This is a genomic window from Pseudomonas sp. LBUM1644, assembly GCF_059716195.1.
This window is the reverse complement of record NZ_CP166812.1, coordinates 1,701,599-1,724,807: the sequence shown is the minus strand read 5'-3', so window position 1 is coordinate 1,724,807 and position 23,209 is coordinate 1,701,599. Positions and strand designations below refer to the sequence as shown.

The window sequence follows — 23,209 nt, the reverse complement described above, 5'->3', positions numbered from 1 at the left end:
ATTTTTTGTGTTCGCCAATCTGTTGATTATCCTCGCCTCCTCCCTGGTGGTCATTGCACTGTTTCAGCGCCTGCGATTGCCGCCGGTACTGGGCTATTTGTGCGTGGGGCTGATGATCGGGCCGACAGCATTCAACTGGATAAATGAAAGCGACGAGTTGCCCGATCTTGCCGAATTGGGCGTGGTGTTCCTGCTGTTCTCCCTGGGCCTGGAGTTTTCCCTGACGAAAATCCTCGCCCTGCGCCAGGCTGTGTTTGGCCTTGGCAGCCTGCAAGTGCTGGGCTGCGCAATACTCTTGGGCAGTTTACTGATGCTGCTGGGCATGCCGACCCTGCCTGCTTTATTACTGGGTGCTGGCCTGTCGCTGTCTTCCACCGCCATTGTCAGCAAAGAGTTGAGTAGCCTCGGCGAGATTTTCAGCAGTCACGGCCAAAATGCTATCGCCGTGTTGCTGTTTCAGGACGTGGTGGCGGTTTTACTGTTGACCCTGGTGCCAGTGTTTGCCGGCAGCAGCGATCAGGCCTGGTACTGGGCACTGCCGTTGACGCTGGGCAAAACCGTGGTGCTGTTCATCGGCCTGCTGCTGGCCAGTCGGTGGTTGTTGCCACGACTGTTCCATGAAGTGGCAGCGGCCCGTTCCGCAGAACTGTTTGTGCTGCTCGCACTGGTCATCGTGTTGCTGACGGCCTGGCTGACTCACCTGCTCGGCCTCTCGCCGGCACTGGGTGCATTTCTCGCCGGCATGCTGCTGGGGGAAAGCCATTATCGACATCAAATCGAGGCCGATATCCGCCCGTTCCGCGATATCCTGCTGGGGGTGTTCTTCGTCAGCATCGGCATGCTGATAGACCTGCAGTTGTTTGCCAGCCACGGCCTGCTGATTCTCGGCCTGACTTTGGGGCTACTGCTGATCAAGGGCAGCGTGGTCGCGTTACTGGTCAAATGGCGCGGCAGCGACAGTGAAACGGCCTGGCGCAGTGGCCTGGCATTGGCCCAGGGCGGCGAATTCTGCTTTGCGTTAATGGCACAGATGCAACTCCACACATTGATGCCTGCCGACCTTGGCGGACTGCTCCTGGCGGCGACCTTTTGCTCGATGCTCGTCACGCCATTGCTGCTGCGCGCCGCCCCCCGCATTGCAACTTACCTGCACCGCAAGCCCAACGAAGAAGCGAAGCTAGAGGAAATCAGCGCGCTTAACGCCGGGTTAGAGGGTCATATTGTCATTTGTGGCTATGGTCGCGTAGGCCAGTCCATCGGTCGCTTTCTACGCCAGGAACATCAGCCTTACATTGCGCTGGACAACGATCCAGTACGCATCCAGGAAGCAGCCCTCGGTGAGAGCTGCGTGCATTATGGTGATTCCCGTCGTGGCGAACTGCTCGTCGCCATAGGGCTGGCGCGCGCAAAATTGCTGGTGATCGCCGTGGACAACAGCGACATCGCGCTGCTCATACTCAAAGAGGCACGCCGGTTTAATGCGACCGTACCGATCCTGGTACGCACCCGCGACGACAGCCAATTGGGCGAGTTGAAAGCTGCCGGTGCCAGCGAAGTCGTGCCCGAATTGCTGGAATCCAGCCTGATGCTCGCCTCCCATGCACTGATCATGCTCGGCTTGCCTGAACAGCACGTGCAAGAACGGGTTGACCAGGTACGGCATGACCGCTATCGCCTTCTGCACGGTTTTTACCCCGGTGCTGAAGATGAAGAAAACTAATCCTGGCTCACCGCCCCGATCTTGTGCAGCGACAAGTCCGCACCGTAATACTCTTCTTCCTGGCTAAGCCGCAGACCATGAAACGCCTTGATCACGCCGTACACCGCAAATCCCCCGGTCAACGCCACAACCACGCCGAGCGCGGTACCAATCAACTGGCTGATCAGGCTCACCCCGCCAAGGCCACCCAAAGCGCTCTGGCCAAAGATGCCGCAGGCGATTCCGCCCCAAACGCCGCACAGGCCATGCAACGGCCAGACACCCAGTACGTCGTCGATGTGCCATTTGCCTTGGGCGGCAGTAAAGCACCAGACAAACAGTGCACCGGCGAACGCACCGGTTATCAGCGCGCCCACCGGATGCATCAAATCGGAACCGGCACAGATCGCTACCAGCCCGGCCAGCGGGCCGTTATGCAAAAAGCCCGGGTCATTGCGACCAACGATCAACGCCGACACGGTGCCACCGACCATGGCCATCAGCGAGTTCACTGCCACCAGGCCGCTGATCCCCTGCAATGTCTGCGCGCTCATCACGTTGAAGCCAAACCAGCCAACGATCAGGATCCACGAACCCAACGCCAGGAATGGAATGCTAGACGGCGCAAACGCCACCAGCCTTCCCTCTCTATAGCGACCTTGCCGGGGCCCGAGCAACAACACCGCTGCCAGCGCCAGCCAGCCGCCCATGGCGTGGACCACTACCGACCCTGCAAAATCATGAAAGCTGGCGCCAACATGCTCCAGCAACCACGCCTGCAGCCCAAAGTTGCCGTTCCAGATCATGCCTTCGAAGAAGGGATAGATGAACGCCACGATCAATGCGGTCGCGCACAACTGAGGAACGAACCGGGCACGCTCGGCGATGCCTCCGGAAATGATCGCCGGGATCGCCGCCGCGAAGGTCAGCAGGAAGAAAAACTTCACCAGCCCGTAGCCATGATCGGCATTGATCACGGCCGCCGGGTGCATGAAGGTCACCCCATAGGAAATCCAATAGCCTATAAAGAAGTAGGCCAGGGTCGAAATGGCGAAGTCGCTGAGGATCTTCGACAAGGCGTTGACCTGATTTTTTTGTCGAACCGTACCAACTTCGAGAAAGGCAAAACCCGCGTGCATGGCCAGCACCATGACCGCGCCGATCAGAATGAACAACGTATTGGAGCTGTGGACCAGGCTGTCCACAGCGCTTTGCAGATTTTCCATGGGGTTGGCAGACCTGAAGGCTAAAAAAAGCACCAAAGCAGTTCGCACAGACAATTCATGCACCAAGTTGCATCCGCTCTGGATCAGCACTTTGATCCCGATGGGCCGCTTTGGCGCACAAGGTTGGAACCTTTGCGCGAGTTTTCATTATTTGAGATAAGGTTTTGCCCGAATCACGCCCAGCAACAGCGCAACGGCGTGAGCTGACGCACCACGACGTAGCAAAAGTTGTACCAGTGATTTGTACTGAACCTTCGCGCAAGGCTCATACTCGAACGCAACAGAAGCCACTTACGGAGATCACCAATGGCCAGCATCAAGGCAAAGACTGCTCAAGAAATCCTGATGACCGATTTTCAGACACTGGTCAGCGACACCGAACGGTTGCTGGAACACACCGCAACGTTGGCGGGTGATCAGGCTGATGAGTTGCGCGAGCAAATTCACGACAGCCTGCTGCGGGCCCGCGAAACCTTGAAACTGACCGAAGATTCCCTGCGCCTGCGCGGCCAGGCGGCCGTTACCGCCACCGAAGATTACGTCCAGGCAAATCCTTGGCAATCAGTCGGGATCGCCGCTGGCGTGGGTTTCCTGATTGGCCTGCTGGCCACTCGGCGCTGATTATGGCGATCGGCGAATCCGGCTCGTCCGCGACGGGCCCAAGCTCCTCTCCGCGGCGCCTTGGTGCCGCATTTCTCGGACTGCTACACAGTCATGTCGAACTGTTTGGCATCGAATTGCAGGAACAAAAGGCCCGCACCGTGAGCCTGTTGCTGTTTGCAGGCCTGGCGCTGGTGTTTGCCTTGCTGTTGCTGGTGGGGTTGTCGACGCTGGTGTTGATCCTGTTTTGGGACACCTATCGCCTTCCCGCCATCATCGGGCTCTGCGTGTTCTATACGCTGGCATGCATCTTCTGCGCGATGCGCTTGCGTGCGGCGATATTCGATGAGTCCTCGCCCTTCCACGGCACCTTGGAAGAGCTGGCCAATGACAGGGAGCGCCTGCTGCCATGAGCCTGCCTGAATTGCCTCACAACAGCTCGCGCACAGAAATGCGCAAGGCGCTGATCCGCCTGCGCATGGAAATGCATCGCCAGGAAATCCGCCATGAATCCGCGCAACTGCTGCAACCCTTGCAGCGCGTTCGCGGGATGACGCAAAACCTGCAAGACGGTTTTGGCATCAAGCACGCTCCACTCTGGGGCATGGCGGCCGTCACCTTGCTGGGCTTCCTGACCGGCAAGGGCGCGAAGAATGGTGGCGTCAGCAGCCTGACTCGACTGGTCCGTCTGGGGACCACGCTGGGGCCGCTGATCAAACTGGTCATGCAAGGTTCTTCGCGCAACCCCTAACGCATTATCTGGCTGCATTCTTGCAACATCACCGGGATGAACCTCTTTTATCGAGAGGTTCAATCCTGCGTGCCCACCCGGCGAACAGGCTCATCCAAAAACAAGACCGACTAAGGAGGCCTCGTGATCGACGGGCAACCGCTCGCCTGCTTTCAACCGTTCATTGATACCGCCACCGGCCATATTGCCGGCGTCGAGGCGCTGGGGCGACTGCGTCAGGTCGACGGTCAATTGACCTCGGTGGGCCCCCTGTTTGCCGACCCGCGAACACCCGCCATTGCGCTGCGTCGCCTGGATCGCCAGATCCGCGAGAACGCCCTGAGCCGTTTGCATGAAGCACCCTCGGACTGGTTCCTGAGCCTGAACATGTCCCCACGCTGGATCAGCCGCCTGCGACCGGACCAAGCGTTACCTAGCCTCAAACAACTGGCCATGCATGGGGTCGACCCGCAACGTATCGTCTTCGAGATCACCGAACTGGGTGGCGATATTCAACGTCTGGCACAAGTGGTGGCGCGCTACAGGCAAGCCGGCGCGCGGATTGCCATTGATGATTTCGGCGCGGGTTATTCACAGCTCGACCGGGTACTGGCACTGCAACCGGACATTCTCAAGCTCGACATGCGACTTTTTCAAGCCGCCGCGCTCGGTGGACCGAGCAGCGATGTGGTCAAGGCCCTGGCACAAATGGCGGAGAAAACCGGGTGCTGGATCATCGCTGAAGGAGTGGAAACAGACGCTCAACTGAATTTTGCCCTGGAGTGTGGTTCGCGTTACGTGCAGGGCTTTCTGTTTGCCCGGGCGCAAGCGGATTTTTTTGCCACCGAGGCCTTTGTCGAGCGCTTCGCGCAACTGCGTCAGCGCTATGTCCAACAGAAACTCGCGGAGCGCGGTCGCCTGATGATCATGCGCCAGCAGCTCAGCGAGCTGATGTCGATCCTGCAAGCCTGGGCGCAGGCCCGCGCTCCCCTCAGCACCTTGCCGCAGCTGGATGCATTTCCCTGGCTGCTGCGTTTCTATCAGTGCGACCGCCATGGCACGCAGTTGACGCCAAATCTTGAATGGCGCAACAACGGCTGGGAAGCCGATAACCGCTACCTGGGCCACAACTGGTCATGGCGCCCGTATTTCTATCATTTGTTGGCCGAGGGATGGGACGAGCGCCGACTGACACTCTCCAACACTTACCGCGATGCCACCAGCAACCAGTATTGCCTGACCGCCGGGCAATTTTTCGACAATGGCGAGCGCCTGCTGCTCATCGATATTGACGCTGCCGGCCTGTAGTTCCACTTGCAGGTCAGGGCGCGAACCCGGAGAGTAAGGAATTAGTCCACCTGACGGAGAGAATCAGCCTTGGATTGGCAAACCCTGCTTACCCGCGAACGCCTCGGAAAGCCTCTGCACAGCCCGGAAGAACTCGGCCGCAGTCCTTTCCACAAAGACCACGACCGCATTATTTTCTCGGGAGCGTTCCGTCGACTCGGACGCAAGACCCAGGTCCATCCGGTTACCAGCAACGATCATATCCACACGCGCCTGACCCACTCGCTGGAAGTCAGCTGCGTTGGCCGCTCGCTGGGCATGCGTGTCGGCGAAACCATCCGCAGCGCACTGCCCGACTGGTGCGAACCCAGCGATTTGGGCATGGTCGTGCAATCGGCTTGCCTGGCGCATGACATCGGAAACCCACCCTTCGGTCACTCCGGTGAAGACGCGATTCGTCACTGGTTCCAGCAAGCCGCAGGTCGTGGATGGCTGGATGCAATGAGCGAAGCCGAACGTAATGACTTCCTCAACTTTGAAGGCAATGCCCAAGGCTTCCGCGTGCTCACCCAACTGGAATACCACCAGTTCGACGGCGGCACCCGGCTGACCTACGCCACCCTGGGTACTTATCTGAAGTATCCGTGGACAGCAAAACACGCCGACTCGCTGGGCTATAAAAAACACAAGTTCGGCTGCTACCAGAGTGAGTTGCCGCTGCTGGAGCAGATCGCCCTGAAACTCGGATTGCCGCAACTTGAGGAACAGCGGTGGGCACGCCACCCGCTGGTGTACCTGATGGAGGCCGCCGATGACATCTGCTACGCACTCATCGATCTGGAAGACGGCCTGGAAATGGAGTTGCTGGAGTACGCCGAAGTCGAGTCGCTGTTGCTGGACCTGGTAGGCGACGATCTTCCGGAAACTTATCGTCTGCTCGGCCCTGATGATTCACGCCGGCGCAAACTGGCGATTTTGCGAGGCAAAGCCATCGAACACCTGACCAATGCTGCGGCCCGCGCTTTTGTCGAGCAACAGGACGCGCTGCTGGCCGGTACGCTGCCCGGCGATCTGGTGGAGCACATGCACGGCCCTGCCAAGCGTTGCGTATTGAATGCGAAGGACATGGCACGCAAAAAAATCTTCCAGGACAAGCGTAAGACCCTGCACGAAATCGGCGCCTATACCACGCTGGAAATTTTGCTGAACGCTTTCTGCGGGGCGGCACTGGAACAGCACAACGGTCGAACACCTTCCTTCAAGAGCCGCCGCATCCTCGACCTTTTGGGGAACAACGCGCCCGATCCTCACGGCCCGTTACACACTTCATTTCTACGAATGATCGACTTCATTGCCGGCATGACCGACAGCTATGCCAGCCAGATGGCGCTGGAAATGACCGGCCGTTCAAGCCACTAATAAAAATGGGTTGATCGGCCATTATGCTGTGCGAAATGGCTGATTACCCACTAAATAGTAAATTACACTCGACCTTCGCTGAATCCCCCTACACCTCGCGCTGAGTAAACTGACCGATTGCCCGGCGTCCACACGAAATAATGTCATCTCCCTCTGATCGACAGATGAAGTGTGACTAATCCAATGTTCAACGACGATCTACGCATCTTGCTGGTGGAAGATCATCCTTTTCAGCTCAGGGCGACTCAATACCTGCTTGAAAGTTACGGCTTTACTCAACTCACCACTACTGACAGTGCCGAAGGCGCCTTGAAACAAATGATCAAGGCAGTAAAACCGTTCGATATTCTTTTGTGCGATCAATGCCTGCCTGACCTCTGCGGACTTGATTTAGTCGAACTCGCCAGCCACCGTGGAATGATTAGGCAAGCTATTCTACTGAGCAGCCTGACATCCGCCGAACTGGACGGATTGAAGAAAGTGGCGAACGAACACGGACTGCCACTATTGGGGTATTTGATCAAACCATTGAAACAATCTGAATTTAGAAACTTATTGACCTTAAGCACACTATAAATAGCTTATACACATCACACCAAAGACCTCGAAACAACATAATTCGAAACTTGAAAAAGCCCATATTAAACAACCAACAAAAAACCGATAACTTTCACTCACTCTCAAAAAAACCTAGTTGATACGTAGTCCTATTCTTCTTCGCATGTAGGAATTTTCCTATATTGCAGCTACTAGACCGTCACTTCATGCGTCTCCTTAACTATCTGAGCTAAGGTGCGCGCTTTATTTGAGCTCGTATGGGATTTGATTATGAACTCCGTTTTTATTGTCGACGATCACCCCGTCATCCGTCTTGCCGTGCGAATGTTGTTGGAACACGAGGGCTACAAAGTTGTAGGCGAGACTGATAATGGGGTCGACGCCATGCAGATGGTGCGCGAATGCATGCCCGATCTGGTCATACTCGACATCAGCATTCCCAAACTGGATGGACTAGAAGTTCTTGCCCGTTTCAACGCAATGAGTACGCCCCTGAAAACTTTGGTATTAACCGCGCAATGCCCAACGCTTTTTGGCGTTCGCTGCATGCAATCCGGCGCATCGGGATATGTATGCAAACAAGAAGACCTTAGCGAACTGGTCAGTGCAATTAAAGCGGTATTGTCAGGTTACAACTATTTCCCAAGCCAGGCATTAAATCCGGTTCGTAGCGATGACGCGCGCTTCGCCGACCTGGAATTATTCAAGTCGGTGAACGATCGAGAACTCATGGTATTGCAATTATTTGCCCAGGGTCGCACCAACAAGGAAATTGCCAAAGGCATGTTTCTCAGCAACAAAACTGTCAGCACTTACAAAAAACGACTCATGCAGAAACTAAAAGCCCAATCCCTTGTAGAACTCATCGAGATGGCAAAACGTAACGCGTTAGTGTGAGAGACAGGATGCCCAGTCAAATAAAGGATTATCTGATATTGATGGCCGCAGGTTTTTGCCTGAGCACCTCAGTGCCGGCGGCACAGATCACCAGTGAGAACTACACCCTGCTCAGCCGATCCGCGACCGGACACCTGGAAGTCCAACTGGATAGCGCACAACGGCAATGGATCGAGAATAAGCGTGAACTGGTCCTTGGTACGTCGGCACCCGATTACCCCCCCTTCGATATGACCCTCAGCGGCCATGATTACGAGGGTTTCACCGCCGATTACGCAGGCATCCTCGGCAAGACCACCGGTCTGCCCATCAGGGTGCAGCGCTTCGCATCCCGCGGGGCCGCGATTGAGGCGCTCGAAATTGGCGAGGTCGACTTCCTTGGCACCGCCAATGGATTTGAAGCGCACAACGCCGACATCGTACTTTCAACCCCCTACGCTGTAGACCAACCAGTACTGGTGACACGCGAAGGAGAAACCCGGTCACTCACCGATGGCCTTGCCGGCCTGCGGTTAAGCATGGTGTATCACTACTTGCCGCTGGACGAGGTCAGGGCGCTGTATCCGAAGGCGATCATCACCTCCTACCCGTCCTACCAGAATGCGATCAACGCGGTGGCCTTCGACCAGGCCGATGTATTTCTCGGCGACACCATTTCAACGCACTACATGATCAACAAGGGATACCTGAACAACATCCGCATGGCTAACTTCGGTAAACACGAAGCCCATGGTTTCAGCTTCGCCGTGCACAAGAACAGGCCTGAATTGCTCGGAATCATTAATGCGATGCTCATGGTCGTCCCTACCAGCGAGCGAGAAAACATCGCCAAACGCTGGAGTGCCGGCAGCGACATACTGCTTACCGATCAAAAACTGGAGCTCAGCTACAGCGAGGAACGCTGGCTGGCGCAACATCCCGTGGTCCGGGTGGTGGTCAATGAAGCCTACGCACCGCTGACGTTTTTCGACAGCGATGGCAACTTTCGTGGCGTGACCGCCGACTTGCTCGAACTGATCAGATTGCGCACGGGTTTGCGCTTCGACATCCGTCGCAGCCGCAGCGACGGCGAAATGATCGAGCAAGTCATGGACAATCAGGCAGACCTGATCGGTGCCCTGCTGCCCAGCGCCCAGCGTGAACTGTCATTGGACTTCACTCGCCCCTACTTGCAAAACTCCTTTGTCCTGCTGACTCGAAAGGCCGCCGACAGCCCGACAAACCTTGACCAGCTGCAGGACAAACGCCTGACCATCGCGCAAGGCAATCCGTTGGTGGATTACCTGCGTCGTGAGTACCCGCGGATCAAGCTGATCGAAACCCCGGACACCTTCAGCGCCGTCGAGTTGCTCGCCGAAGGCAAGGCAGAAGGTTCAGTCAACTCCTTGGTGATTGCCAACTACTTCATCTCATCGCGGCTCTTCGAACACACCCTTCAAATCAGCACCACCATTGGCACCCGACAGGCCGCGTTCTCCCTGGCGACCGGTCAAAACGCCAAAGAGCTGCACTCCATTCTCGAAAAGGCATTGTTGAGCATCGCGCCAGAGGAACTGGGCATCATCAACAGCCGCTGGCGTGGTTATTCGGCGTCCTCGCAAAGCACTTGGCGCAATTACAATCGACTGTTCTACCAAATCGTTATCGGTGCTGGCGTGCTGTTGCTGATTTCCATGGCCTGGAACGCTTACATGCGGCGCCAGATCAAGCAGCGTCAGGCGGCCGAGCGCGCGTTGAACGATCAGTTCGAATTCATGCGATCGCTGGTCAACGGGACACCTCATCCGATCTACGTTCGCGATCGTCAGGGCTTGTTGCAAAGCTGCAATGACAGCTACCTCGAGGTTTTCTGTGCGAAGCGTGAAGACGTCATTGGCAAAAGTGTCATGCAGGGCAACATGAGCAACGCGTTCGAAGCTCGGGAATACCAGGCCGACTACCAGCGAGTCGTGGCCGAAGGCATACCACTGATTCTCGATCGTCCACTGCATGTCGGCGGTCGAAGGCTGACGATTTATCACTGGATTTTGCCCTACCGGGATTCGAGCGGAACCGTTCAAGGCATCATCGGCGGCTGGATCGACATCAGCGAGCGCCGGCAGCTGTTCGATGATCTGCGTGCCGCGAAAGAGCGCGCCGATGAAGCCAATCGTGCCAAAAGCACTTTTCTGGCCACCATGAGCCATGAGATTCGCACCCCGATGAATGCGGTCATCGGCATGCTCGAACTGACGCTGAAGCGCATCGATCATGACCACCCGGATCGCCCGGCCATCGATGTGGCCTACAACTCGGCGAAAGACCTGCTGGAGCTGATCGGCGACATCCTCGACATCGCGCGAATTGAATCAGGGCGCTTGAGCCTGAGCCCGGAACGCGTCAATCCGGCCGAGATCGTCGCATCGGTGGTACGGATCTTCGATGGCCTGGCGCACCAGAAAAGTCTCTCGCTGCTGGTGGAATTCCATCCTGCCCACCCTTTGTTCGATGTCCTGCTGGACCCGATGCGCTTCAAGCAGGTGCTGTCGAACCTGGTCAGCAATGCCATCAAGTTTACAGAGCGGGGTCAGGTCAGGATTGTCGTCAACCTGCACCCGACCGACGACCCCGGCCAAGTGCAAATGTTGTTGCAGGTTCAGGACAGCGGCATCGGCATCAGCGAGCAGGATCGGCAGCGATTGTTCGAACCTTTCGCGCAGGCCGAAAGCTCCGGGCAGCCGGACAGAGGGGGCGCAGGGCTTGGTCTGGTGATCAGCCGCAGTCTGTGCGAGATGATGGGCGGCAGCCTCCAATTGAGCAGCCAGCCGGGCATTGGTACCCAAGTCCAGGTTTCGCTGCATCTGGCGACACTGCCACGGGAACAGGTGCCGCAGCTTTCTGAAGCACACATACACACCACCACGGCACCGTTGAACATTCTGGTGGTCGACGATCATCCGGCCAATCGCCTGCTCATGTGCCAGCAGCTGGAGTTCCTGGGCCACCGGTTCAGCGGTGCACCGGACGGAGCGGCAGGGTTCGCAGCCTGGAAAGTCGAACCGTTCGACCTGGTGATTGCCGACTGCAACATGCCGATCATGAATGGCTACGAACTGGCCAGCGCCATTCGCCAACATGAACAACTATCAAACCGGCCGCGCTGCACCGTCCTGGGTTTTACCGCCAACGCTCAGCCGGAAGAAATACAACGTTGCAAACTCGCCGGAATGGACGACTGCCTGTTCAAGCCACTGACCCTGACAGCCTTGAGTCAGTGGGTCGAAGGCCTCCAGCCGCCCCTGCGCGATCCGGCGTTCAGCCTGGCAGGGCTACACCTTTTGACGGGGGGAAACCCGGTATTGGACCAACGCTTGCTGACCGAACTGCTGAACAGCAACCGCGCAGACCGAGAGGAGTTGCTGGCGTTGTCCCCGTCAGGCGACCGGCAACCCTTCCTCGACGTCGCCCACAAAATCAAGGGTGCCGCCCGAATCGTCCAGGCTTCCCGGTTGATCGACAGCTGCGAAGCATTGGAAAAGGCATGCCATGGAGTGGTCCATCACAATGAAGTGGCCGAATGCAGCAAAGCCATGGAGTGCGTCATGCTGGAACTGGAACAGGCACTGCAGCAACAGATTGGACAAAACGACAAAAGCAGAATGACCGAGCCTTAACTATGCTGGTCGCTGAGCAGTGTGTTAACCATCATGGAGAGACTCGCAATGCCCAGCCCACTGCGCCCGGATCAACGGCGATTGCCCCTGCACGTTCATATCAGTGTGATGTTTACCTGCTTGCTGTTGCTGACCGGGGTCGTACTGGGCATTTTCAACTATCGGCAAACCACGCAGATCATTCTTTCCAGCAGCGAAAAACTCTTCGAGCGCATCGAACAGGATGTCCGCCAGGACCTGCACGCCACCTATGAGCCTATCCGTCATCTGTTGAGCTTGCTGGTGGACTACCCGGCGACCCAGGCAACCGACCTGACACAACGCCTTGCGCTGCTCAAACCCTTCAGCCAGTCGCTCAAGGACAATCCCGATCTGGCATCGCTGTATCTGGGCTATGGCAACGGTGACTTTTTCATGGTTCGTCCTTTGCGGACGGCGGGCCTGAAAACCCTGCTAAAAGCCCCGAAAACCGCGGCTTATCAGGTCTGGAGCATTGAGCGAAACAGTAGCGATCAAGTCCATTCACAAATGTTGTTTTTCGATCAGGACCTGGCCCTCATCAGCCGTCAGGACAACGCCGAAGAATCCTTCGATCCACGCACCCGCGCCTGGTACTCCAGCGCCAGCAGCGACCTGGACCAGATCACCACGGAACCCTACCTCTTTTTTTCCACTCAGCAAATCGGCACCACATTGGCCCGACGCAGCGGAGTACACGCGGTCATGGGGGCAGACCTGACCCTGGCTGAACTCTCTGCGACGCTGGCCAAGCATGTCGTCACGCCCAGCACCGAAATCGTGCTGTTTGACGCCAAGGGCGATGCCATCGCTTATCCCGACAGCCGCAAGTTGATCACAGACGACCAGACCGCCGGCCTCGTCAAAGCAGCGGATCTGAGCCCAAACCTTGGCGCGCTGCTCAACAATCCTCCTGAAGGCAATCGGCTGGACGTCGCCGGGCGTCAATGGATCGTTGCCCGCAGTCATATGCAGGAAGGCGGCCCCCAAGGACTGCAATTGGCGCTGCTGGTGCCGGAAGATGAACTGCTCGTCGATGCCTACCGCATGCGCTGGCAAGGCGCGTTGATTACCCTGGCGACGCTCTTGTTGTGCCTGCCGCTTGGCTGGCTTACCTCAAGAATCCTGGTTAAACCCCTGCGTGCACTGGTGCAGGAAGCCGATGCGGTTCGCAGTTTCAATTTCAATTTTCCGGCCGCTCGCCGCTCCCCGGTGTTGGAAGTGGACCAACTGAGTGTGTCGATGGTGCGCATGAAAGAAACCCTGGCGAGTTTTTTCCAGATCACCGACAGCCTGAGTGCCGAGACTCGATTCAATCCATTACTGGATCGAGTGTTATTTGAAACCGTGAAGATTGGCCAGGCCCAGGCCGGGCTGATCTATCTGCGCGAAAGTGATGGTGATCGCATGGAGCCGCACGGCCTGGTCATCAATGGCGCGTCCCAGGCATTGCCGTCATTCGACATTCAAGGGCACGAGCTTACAAGTTCACAAAGCCCGGCATGGCTGCAACGGCTGTCGACTGCCGACAATGTGGTCACCCCTCTGGGTTTCGATGAAGCGGGCGATCTGCGCAAGGTGCTGCTCGCGCTGGAGCGCCCCCGGGTTCACCTGATCGGTATTCGGCTGCACAACCGACATAACGAAACCGTGGGCCTTTTGGTGTTGTTACTGGCCGACAGTGGCAGCCAAAGCGATCTGGAAAAACTTCGCCCGGACCGAATCGCGTTTCTCCAGGCTGTCTCCGGCGCGGCCGCAGTGAGTATCGAAAGCCAGCGTCTGCAAGCCAGGCAAAAACAACTGCTGGATGCCTTCATCCAACTGCTGGCCGGCGCGATTGACGCCAAAAGCCCTTACACCGGCGGCCACTGCCAACGGGTACCGGAACTGACCCTGATGCTTGCCCAGGCCGCCGCCGCCAGCCAGGCGCCGGCCTTCAGCGGTTATCAACCCACCGAAGACGAGTGGGAGGCGCTGCATATCGCGGCATGGCTGCACGACTGCGGCAAGGTCACGACCCCGGAATATGTGGTCGATAAAGCCACGAAGCTGGAAACGTTGAACGACCGCATTCACGAAATACGCACCCGTTTCGAAGTGCTCAAACGCGATGCCTGGGTCAACTATTGGCAAGCCATTGCCTTGGGCGGTGACGAGCCGCAATTGGCTGGGCTGCGCGATGCAAACCTGGCGACGCTGGACGATGATTTTGCGTTCATTGCCCGCTGCAATCTGGGTGGTGAAGCCATGGCCGAGGCCGATCTGCAACGCCTGCGCAGCCTGGCCCAACGCACCTGGACCCGAACCCTGGATGATCGACTGGGCGTTTCCTGGGAAGAAAACCGGCGCCAGGCCGGAACACCCGCGCCGACACTACCGGTCAGCGAACCGCTGCTGGCCGACAAACCCGAGCATCTGTTCGAGCGCGCCGAAAGCGAACTGATTTCGGAGGACAATCCCTGGGGTTTCAAACTCGATGTGCCGCGGTACAAGTACAACCGGGGTGAACTCTACAACCTGGGCATTGCCCGGGGCACCCTGACCCGCGAAGAGCGTTACATCATCAATCATCACATGGTGCAGACGATCCTGATGCTCAGCCACCTGCCCTTCCCCGGCCACCTCAACAACGTCGCGGAAATCGCCGGCGGCCACCACGAAAAAATGGACGGCACCGGGTATCCGAAACAGTTGAAGCGCGAAGAAATGAGCCTGCCTGCACGGATGATGGCGATCGCCGATATCTTCGAGGCCCTGACCGCTGCCGATCGCCCCTACAAGAAAGCCAAGTCCTTGAGCGAAGCGCTGGGCATCATGGCCACGATGTGCCGCGACGCCCACATCGACCCGGAATTGTTCGGGCTGTTCATCAACGCCGACATTTACCGGCAGTACGCCGATCGATTCCTCGATCCACAACAGATCGACGCGGTGGATCCGACAAGCCTGCTGGTCAAGGCAGGCTTGAGGGCATGATCAGCAATCGGTCAAACGCAGGAAAATCGCCGCCAGCTGTTCGATCCCGACCTGATCTTGCGCAGTGAAACGTGCCAGTTTCGGGCTGTCGAGGTCCAGCACCCCGATCAGGCGGTCGTTTTTGACCAGCGGCACGACCAGTTCGCTGTTCGATGCGCTGTCGCAAGCGATGTGCCCTGGGAACGCGTGGACGTCTTCGACAAGTTGGGTCTGCAAGGTAGTCGCCGCCGTCCCGCACACGCCGCGACCGAATGGAATCCGCACACAGGCGATCTGCCCCTGAAACGGACCCAACACCAGTTCTTCGTTGCGATTGAGGTAGAAGCCGGCCCAGTTCAGGTCATCCAGCTGGTTGAACAGGAACGCCGAAAACTGCGCGGCGTTGGCGATAAAATCCCGCTCGTCCGCCAGCAACGACTCCAGCTGTGCCTCCAACATGCCGTAGCCTTCAAGGCCCTGGCCGCTTTTTTGTAAATCGATCATGCCTTGTGCTCCAACAGCTTGAGCCCGACCCAATAGCGGGCAAATTGATAGGCGCAGCGTCCGTTGCGATTGCCGCGACCCGTGGCCCAGCGCACCGCGAGGATGTCCAGTTCTTCGTCACGCTGCCATGGCAGGCCGGCCTTGTCGGCCAGTTGACCGATCCAGTGCTCGACCACGTTCAGGAAATGCTCCTGGGTAAACGGGTAGAACGACAGCCAAAGGCCGAAACGGTCCGAGAGCGCAATCTTGTCCTCGACGGCCTCGCTCGGATGCAGTTCGCCGTCGACGCGCTTCCAGTTTTCGTTATCGCTTTCCTTTTCCGGCACCAGATGGCGACGGTTGGAGGTGGCGTATAACAAGACGTTATCCGGAGCCTGTTCGAGGGAGCCGTCGAGTACGCTCTTGAGCACGCGATAATCGCCTTCGCCCGACTCGAACGACAGGTCATCGCAGAAGAGGACGAAGCGTTGTGGCAATTTGGCGATCTGCTCGACCACCCGTGGCAAGTCCGCCAGGTGATCGCGTTCGATCTCGATCAGGCGCAAACCGGCCTTGGCGTGTTCGGCCAGCAACGCGCGGACCAGCGACGATTTGCCGGTCCCGCGCGAGCCCCAGAGCAGCGCATGGTTGGCCGGCATGCCGTCGATGAACTGCTGGGTATTGCGCCCCAACTGTTCCAGTTGCCGGTCAACGCCAATCAGGTCGGACAGGCGCATGTCGAGACTGACGTGCAGCGGTAACAGAAAACCGCTGCGTCCCTCGCGTTGCCAGCGGGCAGCCAGGCATTGCGTCCAGTCGATGGCTTGCCGAGGTGCGGGCAGCAGCGGCTCGATACGGGCCAGGACAGCATCGGCGCGTTCAAGAAAAGCATTTAATCGGGAATCCACGTCTTCTCCTCGGGCACGTTCACAGTAATGATGGCAATACAGCAACGACACACAGCATTCGGTGCCCGGCCATCCCTTGTTGCACAAGGGCTCGCGGGGAACATCGGCATCCATGCATGATCGACTATGCTTGAGCAGCGAAGGGAAACGGAAGTGGTTCAACACCCCATGGATATCAAGTTCACTAACCGGCTGTCCTACAAGCAAGCCCGGCTTACCGTGTTGGTCGGTTTTATTCTGGGAACGCTGCTCAGTCTGCTGCAAATAGGCATCGATTATGCCAGTGAAGACGCCTCCATCAACCGTGAAATACGGTCTTTACTGGAAATCAGCCATAACCCCGCGTCTCGAATCGCCTACAACATCGACGCCGAACTCGCCCAGGAACTGACATTGGGCCTGTTGCGCTCCCCGGCGATCGTTGCCGCGCAACTGACCGATAACAACGGTAACGTGCTGGCCAATGTAAAACGCCAGGGCTTGCAAAGCGGCTATCGGGTCATCAGCGATTTCCTGTTCGGCGCCAACCGCCAGTTTGAAGACCGTCTGTACCTCGACCACTTGCCGGCCGAATCCCTCGGAACCCTGCGCCTGGACGTCGATACCTACTCATTCGGCAGCCGGTTCCTGCGACGGGCCGAGGTGACGTTGCTCAACGGCTTCGCCCGCAGCCTGATACTGACCGGCATTTTGCTCACCTTGTTCTATTTCATGCTGACCAAGCCGTTGGTGCGGGTCATCCGCGAACTCAGCCGCCGCGATTCGCGTAGCGCAGAACCGCCGTCGCTGGAGTGTCCGAAAGGCCATGAAAACGATGAAATCGGTGTTCTGGTCAAGGTTGCCAACCAGCAATTCGAAAACATCGCCACCGAAATCCAGCAGCGACGCAACGCTGAAAACCGTCTGACCGACTATTTAGGGCAACTGGAAAACATCGTCTCGGCACGCACCACGGAACTCAAGGCCAGCAATTCCAGGCTCAGTCTATCCAATCAGGAGCTGCAAACCGCCCGCAGCACCGCCCTGGACATGGCCGAAGCGCGCTCGACGTTCCTGGCCAACATGAGCCACGAAATACGCACGCCGCTCAATGGTCTGCTGGGGATGATCGCGCTCTCCCTCGACGGTCCGCTCAATGCCGAGCAACAGCAGCAACTGTCCATCGCCCATGACTCGGGCAAAGTCCTGGTGGAACTGCTCAACGATATTCTCGACCTGTCGAAGTTCGATGCCGGCCAGCTCGAACTCGAACACATACCGTTCGACCTCGGGTCGCTGATCGAGGACACCGCCAACCTGCTGTCGCAAAATGCCGCGCCAAGCGTCGAACTGACCTGCCTGATCGATCCGTACTTTCCGGCATTGGTACTCGGGGATCCGACCCGGGTCCGACAAATCGTCAGCAACCTGCTGTCCAACGCCCTCAAATTTACCCGTTTCGGCCGGGTCGACGTGCGTCTCTCAACGTTCGGCGGCGGCGTCAGAATCGAAGTCTGCGACACCGGAATAGGGATCGCCCAGGACGCGCAGGTGAAAATCTTTCAGCCATTCACCCAGGCCGGTGCCGGCATTACCCGGCAGTTTGGCGGCACCGGGTTGGGCCTGGCGCTGACTTACAACCTGTGCGAAGCCATGCAAGGTCGATTGACCATCAGTTCGGAAGCGGGTTTCGGCAGCCAGTTCTGTGCTGATCTGCCGTTGCCTTGCCACACCCGGGCGCTTGCTCCTGGATCGTTGCGGGGCAACGTCATCGCGATCACCGCTGCCAACAGTGGTCTGGCGGAACTGTTGCACAGTCTGTTGCCCGGCTGGGGCATCGACTACCAGCAGCGCTCGATCGATGACTCGATGATCGGTTTGAACCCCGATGTCGTGATCACTGATTGCCCCGAATGCCTGTTTAGCCTGCGTCCTGTCTGTACTTCGCCCATTTTGCTGGTGACCGCCTATGGCAGCTTTATGCCCAGCGAGGAAGCCAGCGCTCTCGCCCCCTTACAGCAACAAGCCCGACCGCTGGCGCGCAACGCGTTGTACCAGACACTGCGGCGAATCCTCCAGCCGGAACTGAACAGCCTCAACGATACCCGGCTCGAAACGCTCTCACCGCAACGGCGCGCACGCGTGTTGCTGGTTGAGGACAACCCGGTCAATCAATTGGTGGCCAAAGGGATGCTCGGCAAGCTCGGTTGCGAGGTGAGCGTTGCCGGCCACGGTGGTGAGGCCCTGGATCAACTTGAGCAACACGAATTCGATCTGGTACTGATGGACTGCAACATGCCGGTAATGGACGGCTACGAAGCCAGTCGGCAAATTCGCCGCAGCGGGCGCTGGCCACAACTGCCCATCGTGGCCCTGACTGCCAACGCCATGTCCGAGGAACGCGAACGCTGTCGCGCGGCGGGCATGAGCGATTACCTGGCCAAACCCTTCCGCCGGGAAGAACTCGCCGCGCTGCTCGACCTGTGGATCCCCATCACGACAGTGACTTGATTTGGCCCAGCAGGTGATCGAGGCCATCGCGCAGGTCATTCAGGCGATCCAGATCGACCCCGCTGTCACACAGCAGGCGTGCCTTGAGTGGCCCGACCTGATCGCGTAACGCCTTGCCGGCTGGCGACAGGCTCAGATGCACCTCACGCTCGTCCCGCGCCGAACGCTGACGCTGGACCAATTGCAATTGCTCCAGACGCTTGAGCAGCGGCGTCAGTGTGCCGGAATCCAGCGCCAGGCGTTCGCCCAACGCCTTGACAGTCGGCTGTTCCGGGGCGGCCTCCTGCCATTCCCACAACACCAGCATCGCCAGGTATTGCGGGTAGGTCAGGCCGAGCTGATCAAGCATCGGCTTATAAGCGCGGATCACCGCTCGGGAGGCAGCGTACAGCTTGAAGCAGAGCTGGCTGTCGAGTTTCAGGGAATCGACTGACAATGCGTTCATTTGAGCAGGGCTTCGATCTCACGGCTCAGGTCCTGCGGCTTGGTCGCCGGGGCGAAGCGCTTGACCAACTGCCCGTCCTTGCCGATCAGGAACTTGGTGAAGTTCCACTTGATGCCCTGGGAGCCGAGCACACCCGGTGCGCGTTTTTTCAACTGCACGAATAGCGGGTGAGCGCTGGTGCCATTGACGTCGATTTTTTTGAACAGCGGGAAACTGACACCGAAGTTGAGTTCACAGAATTCGGAAATGGCCCCTTCATCGCCCGGCTCCTGTTTGCCGAATTGATTGCAGGGAAAGCCGAGTACCACCAGACCTTGATCCTTGTAGGTCTGCCACAGCTCTTCGAGGCCCTTGTACTGTGGAGTGAAGCCACATTTACTCGCGGTGTTGACCACCAGTACGGCTTTGCCGGCGTAATCGGCCAGGGTTTTTTGCTCGCCGTTGATGGTGGTGCAAGGGATGCTCAACAGGTTTTCGCTCATGGTTTTGACTCTGAATAGAGGAAGATGAAGCAAACATAGCGAGCAATTGAATTGTGTGCAATTTAAATAATAAAACGCAGCTCATCTGTAGGAGCTGCCGAAGGCTGCGATCTTTTGATCTTGATCTTGATCTTGATCTTGATCGATCGCGAAAAAATCAAAATCAAAAGATCGCAGCCTTCGGCAGCGCCTACAGGGCTCGGCTTATTCGCGCGATACCAGGTCCAGGCACACCGAGTTGATGCAGTAACGCAGCCCGGTCGGCGGCGGACCGTCCGGGAACACGTGCCCCAGGTGCGCATCGCATTTGCCGCAGACCACTTCGGTACGGATCATGCCGTGGCTGACGTCACGGATCTCGACCATGGCGCTGTCGCCGATCGGCGCATAGAAGCTCGGCCAGCCGCAGCCGGAGTCGAATTTGGTCTTGGAATCGAACAGTGGCTCGTTGCAGCAGATGCAGTGATAAACACCGTCGGTTTTAGTGTCGTTGTATTTTCCGGAGAACGGCCGTTCGGTGCCCTTTAGCCGGCAGACGTTGTACTGCTCCGGATCAAGCATCGCCCGCCATTCTTCCAGGGTTTTTTCCAACTTTTCCATCATCACACCTCAGCAGCTGAAAAAGCCCGATCTGTACCTTTTCCACGGATCGGGCGGCACGTATGATTGCGCCTCGTCAAACGCCAGTCTGGCAGCCAGAACACACGCATTCAAACGGATTTATGGGTGCAGCCTCTCACGGCGCCAGGCCTGTGTTACGCAGGATTCCCAGTACGGTAGTTCATACGCCGCCTGGATCGTTCATTTTCGGGAACACATCGCCATGCAGGTCAGCAAATCGAACAAGCTCGCCAACGTCTGCTATGACATTCGCGGCCCAGTGCTCAAGCACGCCAAACGCCTGGAAGAGGAAGGCCATCGCATCCTCAAGCTGAATATCGGCAACCCGGCGCCTTTTGGTTTCGAAGCGCCGGATGAAATCCTCCAGGACGTGATCCGCAACCTGCCGACCGCTCAAGGCTACAGCGACTCCAAGGGCCTGTTCAGTGCGCGTAAAGCCGTCATGCAGTACTACCAGCAAAAGCAGGTGGAAGGCGTCGGCATTGAAGACATCTACCTGGGCAACGGCGTTTCCGAGCTGATCGTGATGTCGATGCAGGCCCTGCTCAACAACGGCGACGAGGTGCTGGTACCGGCTCCGGACTATCCGCTGTGGACCGCGGCGGTGAGCCTCTCGGGCGGTAACCCGGTGCATTACCTGTGCGACGAGCAGGCCAACTGGTGGCCGGACCTGGCCGACATCAAGGCCAAGATCACCCCAAACACCAAGGCACTGGTGATCATCAACCCGAACAACCCGACGGGCGCCGTCTATTCGAAAGAAGTCCTGCTGGGCATGCTGGAACTGGCTCGCCAGCACAATCTGGTGGTCTTTTCCGACGAGATCTACGACAAGATCCTGTATGACGATGCCGTGCACATCTGCACCGCTTCGCTCGCGCCAGACCTGCTGTGCCTGACCTTCAACGGTCTGTCCAAGTCTTATCGCGTGGCCGGTTTCCGTTCCGGCTGGATCGCCATTTCCGGTCCGAAACACCACGCCCAAAGCTACATCGAAGGCATCGACATGCTGGCGAACATGCGCCTGTGTGCCAACGTGCCGAGCCAGCACGCGATCCAGACCGCGCTCGGTGGCTATCAGAGCATCAATGATCTGGTGCTGCCGCAAGGTCGTCTGCTCGAACAGCGCAATCGCACCTGGGAACTGCTCAACGACATTCCCGGGGTGAGCTGCGTCAAGCCGATGGGTGCTCTATATGCATTCCCGCGTATCGACCCGAAAGTCTGCCCGATCCATAACGACGAGAAATTTGTACTCGATCTCTTGCTGTCGGAGAAGCTGCTGGTGGTCCAGGGTACGGCCTTCAACTGGCCATGGCCGGACCACTTCAGGGTCGTGACCCTGCCCCGTGTGGATGACCTGGACATGGCCATCGGCCGCATCGGCAACTTCCTCAAGTCCTATCGCCAATAAACGTCCTGTCACCGTGCGACGCTTGCGTGAGTCGCACGGTGATTGATTCAGCAACATATCTTTGCGCCCGGGCGCACATTGCCGCTTCAATTACCGACTGATTACTCGATACGGGCTCGCGTCCAACAACGACGGGGCCCGGCGAGGGTATTTGGCTGACACACGCTTCCTGCGTCGGCGTCGGAAATGCCCTTCAAGCAGCTAGACTGTTGCCGTAGGACACAGTTTGAAATAGTCACCCGGTTGAATAGCCCGGTGCAGCACCTTATATACCCCGCAGTACGCTACATCTTTAGCACAAGGAGATTTCTACAACCATGATGCGCATCCTGCTGTTTTTGGCCACTAACCTGGCGGTCGTGCTGATTGCCAGCATCACCCTGAGCCTTTTTGGCTTCAACGGGTTCATGGCGGCCAACGGGGTTGATCTCAACCTCAATCAGCTGCTGATTTTCTGTGCGGTCTTTGGTTTTGCCGGTTCGCTGTTCTCGCTGTTCATCTCCAAATGGATGGCGAAGATGAGCACCAGCACCCAAATCATCAGCCAGCCGCGCACACGTCACGAGCAATGGCTGCTGCAAACCGTCGAGCAACTGTCCCGCGAAGCCGGGATCAAGATGCCCGAAGTCGGGATTTTCCCGGCCTACGAGGCGAACGCCTTCGCCACGGGCTGGAACAAGAACGACGCACTGGTCGCGGTCAGCCAGGGTTTGCTCGAGCGTTTTTCGCCCGATGAAGTGAAAGCCGTTCTGGCCCACGAAATCGGCCACGTGGCCAATGGCGACATGGTGACCCTGGCCCTGATCCAGGGCGTGGTGAACACCTTTGTGATGTTCTTTGCACGGATCATCGGCAACTTCGTCGACAAGGTGATCTTCAAGAACGAAGAAGGCCAGGGCATTGCCTACTACGTGGCGACCATCTTCGCTGAACTGGTCCTGGGTATCCTGGCCAGCGCCATCGTCATGTGGTTCTCGCGCAAGCGCGAATTCCGTGCCGACGAAGCCGGCGCACGCCTGGCCGGTACCAGTGCGATGATTGGTGCGCTGCAGCGCCTGCGAGCGGAACAGGGATTGCCGGTACACATGCCGGACACCCTGAATGCCTTCGGCATCAACGGCGGCATCAAACAAGGGTTTGCTCGCATGTTCATGAGCCACCCGCCGCTGGAAGAGCGCATCGACGCACTGCGTCGTCGGGGCTGACAGTGTTGAACTGAAAAAAAACGGGGCGATCTGATCGCCCCGTTTTTTGTCCTGAAGATCAGAAGATCGCAGCCTGCGGCAGCTCCTACACGGGACACAAATCCTGTAGGAGCTGCCGC

General features: G+C 57.9%; 19 protein-coding genes. 13 read left to right on the top strand and 6 right to left on the bottom strand.

Annotation, left to right across the window (positions count from 1 at the left end; all coding sequences use genetic code 11):
• Nucleotides 1-7 precede the first annotated feature (7 nt).
• Nucleotides 8-1,720, top strand: coding sequence for a cation:proton antiporter (locus tag ACA052_RS07850; protein WP_497649141.1), 1,713 nt, complete (start codon nucleotides 8-10; stop codon nucleotides 1,718-1,720).
• On the opposite strand, the gene ACA052_RS07845 is transcribed toward ACA052_RS07850, so the two are convergent.
• Nucleotides 1,717-2,925 (bottom strand): ammonium transporter, encoded by a 1,209-nt coding sequence (locus tag ACA052_RS07845; RefSeq protein ID WP_497649140.1) that lies wholly within the window; start codon nucleotides 2,923-2,925, stop codon nucleotides 1,717-1,719. The two genes, ACA052_RS07850 and ACA052_RS07845, sit on opposite strands and share 4 nt — an antisense overlap.
• A 306-nt stretch (nucleotides 2,926-3,231) precedes the next feature.
• Between ACA052_RS07845 and ACA052_RS07840 the strand changes: the two genes are divergently transcribed.
• The 9 genes from ACA052_RS07840 to ACA052_RS07800 all read left to right on the top strand — a co-directional run bounded on the left by ACA052_RS07840 (nucleotide 3,232) and on the right by ACA052_RS07800 (nucleotide 15,063).
• Nucleotides 3,232-3,546: an ElaB/YgaM/YqjD family protein gene (locus ACA052_RS07840; RefSeq protein ID WP_497649139.1), complete on the top strand. Its 315-nt coding sequence runs from the start codon at nucleotides 3,232-3,234 to the stop codon at nucleotides 3,544-3,546.
• 2 nt (nucleotides 3,547-3,548) lie between these two features.
• Nucleotides 3,549-3,938, top strand: a complete 390-nt coding sequence (locus tag ACA052_RS07835; protein ID WP_497649138.1) for a phage holin family protein — start codon at nucleotides 3,549-3,551, stop codon at nucleotides 3,936-3,938.
• Nucleotides 3,935-4,276, top strand: a complete 342-nt coding sequence (locus ACA052_RS07830) for a hypothetical protein (RefSeq protein ID WP_497649137.1) — start codon at nucleotides 3,935-3,937, stop codon at nucleotides 4,274-4,276. The genes ACA052_RS07835 and ACA052_RS07830 overlap by 4 nt, the downstream gene beginning before the upstream one ends.
• A gap of 123 nt (nucleotides 4,277-4,399) precedes the next feature.
• On the top strand, nucleotides 4,400-5,563 hold the full coding sequence (locus tag ACA052_RS07825) for an EAL domain-containing protein (protein WP_497649136.1): 1,164 nt from the start codon (nucleotides 4,400-4,402) through the stop codon (nucleotides 5,561-5,563).
• Between the two features lie 69 nt (nucleotides 5,564-5,632).
• The gene (locus tag ACA052_RS07820) at nucleotides 5,633-6,961 is read left to right on the top strand and encodes a deoxyguanosinetriphosphate triphosphohydrolase (protein ID WP_497649135.1); all 1,329 of its coding nucleotides are present in this window, start codon (nucleotides 5,633-5,635) and stop codon (nucleotides 6,959-6,961) included.
• Between the two features lie 183 nt (nucleotides 6,962-7,144).
• Nucleotides 7,145-7,537 (top strand): response regulator, encoded by a 393-nt coding sequence (locus tag ACA052_RS07815; protein ID WP_497649134.1) that lies wholly within the window; start codon nucleotides 7,145-7,147, stop codon nucleotides 7,535-7,537.
• A gap of 252 nt (nucleotides 7,538-7,789) precedes the next feature.
• Nucleotides 7,790-8,416, top strand: coding sequence for a response regulator (locus ACA052_RS07810; protein WP_497649133.1), 627 nt, complete (start codon nucleotides 7,790-7,792; stop codon nucleotides 8,414-8,416).
• A gap of 8 nt (nucleotides 8,417-8,424) precedes the next feature.
• On the top strand, nucleotides 8,425-12,069 hold the full coding sequence (locus ACA052_RS07805; RefSeq protein WP_497649132.1) for a transporter substrate-binding domain-containing protein: 3,645 nt from the start codon (nucleotides 8,425-8,427) through the stop codon (nucleotides 12,067-12,069).
• Between the two features lie 48 nt (nucleotides 12,070-12,117).
• Complete coding sequence (locus ACA052_RS07800; RefSeq protein WP_497649131.1) at nucleotides 12,118-15,063, top strand: HD domain-containing phosphohydrolase; 2,946 nt, start codon at nucleotides 12,118-12,120, stop codon at nucleotides 15,061-15,063.
• Here ACA052_RS07800 and ACA052_RS07795 read toward each other — a convergent pair whose 3' ends face one another.
• The gene (locus ACA052_RS07795) at nucleotides 15,064-15,546 is read right to left on the bottom strand and encodes a GAF domain-containing protein (RefSeq protein ID WP_497649130.1); all 483 of its coding nucleotides are present in this window, start codon (nucleotides 15,544-15,546) and stop codon (nucleotides 15,064-15,066) included.
• Entirely contained in the window at nucleotides 15,543-16,433 is an 891-nt protein-coding gene (locus ACA052_RS07790; protein WP_497649129.1) for an ATP-binding protein, read from the bottom strand. Before ACA052_RS07790 ends, ACA052_RS07795 begins: the two co-directional genes overlap by 4 nt.
• A gap of 168 nt (nucleotides 16,434-16,601) precedes the next feature.
• Here ACA052_RS07790 and ACA052_RS07785 point away from each other — a divergent pair, with 168 nt between their 5' ends.
• Nucleotides 16,602-18,923 carry a hybrid sensor histidine kinase/response regulator gene (locus ACA052_RS07785; protein ID WP_497649128.1) on the top strand — a complete coding sequence of 774 codons (2,322 nt, stop codon included), beginning with the start codon at nucleotides 16,602-16,604 and terminating at the stop codon, nucleotides 18,921-18,923.
• Here the strand turns inward: ACA052_RS07785 and ACA052_RS07780 are convergent.
• The 3 genes from ACA052_RS07780 to msrB all read right to left on the bottom strand — a co-directional run bounded on the left by ACA052_RS07780 (nucleotide 18,907) and on the right by msrB (nucleotide 20,450).
• A complete protein-coding gene (locus ACA052_RS07780) occupies nucleotides 18,907-19,368 on the bottom strand; it encodes a MarR family winged helix-turn-helix transcriptional regulator (protein ID WP_497649127.1) in 462 nt (153 codons plus the stop codon). The two genes, ACA052_RS07785 and ACA052_RS07780, sit on opposite strands and share 17 nt — an antisense overlap.
• Nucleotides 19,365-19,850 carry a glutathione peroxidase gene (locus ACA052_RS07775; protein ID WP_497649126.1) on the bottom strand — a complete coding sequence of 162 codons (486 nt, stop codon included), beginning with the start codon at nucleotides 19,848-19,850 and terminating at the stop codon, nucleotides 19,365-19,367. The genes ACA052_RS07780 and ACA052_RS07775 overlap by 4 nt, the downstream gene beginning before the upstream one ends.
• A gap of 204 nt (nucleotides 19,851-20,054) precedes the next feature.
• Nucleotides 20,055-20,450 (bottom strand): peptide-methionine (R)-S-oxide reductase MsrB, encoded by a 396-nt coding sequence (gene msrB, locus ACA052_RS07770; RefSeq protein WP_497649125.1) that lies wholly within the window; start codon nucleotides 20,448-20,450, stop codon nucleotides 20,055-20,057.
• A 223-nt stretch (nucleotides 20,451-20,673) separates the two neighbouring features.
• On the opposite strand from msrB, the gene ACA052_RS07765 reads away from it, so the two are divergent.
• Together ACA052_RS07765 and htpX are read left to right on the top strand one after the other, a co-directional pair.
• Nucleotides 20,674-21,885, top strand: a complete 1,212-nt coding sequence (locus tag ACA052_RS07765; RefSeq protein ID WP_008030363.1) for a pyridoxal phosphate-dependent aminotransferase — start codon at nucleotides 20,674-20,676, stop codon at nucleotides 21,883-21,885.
• 317 nt (nucleotides 21,886-22,202) lie between these two features.
• The gene (gene htpX / locus ACA052_RS07760) at nucleotides 22,203-23,090 is read left to right on the top strand and encodes a protease HtpX (RefSeq protein WP_157711433.1); all 888 of its coding nucleotides are present in this window, start codon (nucleotides 22,203-22,205) and stop codon (nucleotides 23,088-23,090) included.
• Nucleotides 23,091-23,209 lie beyond the last annotated feature (119 nt).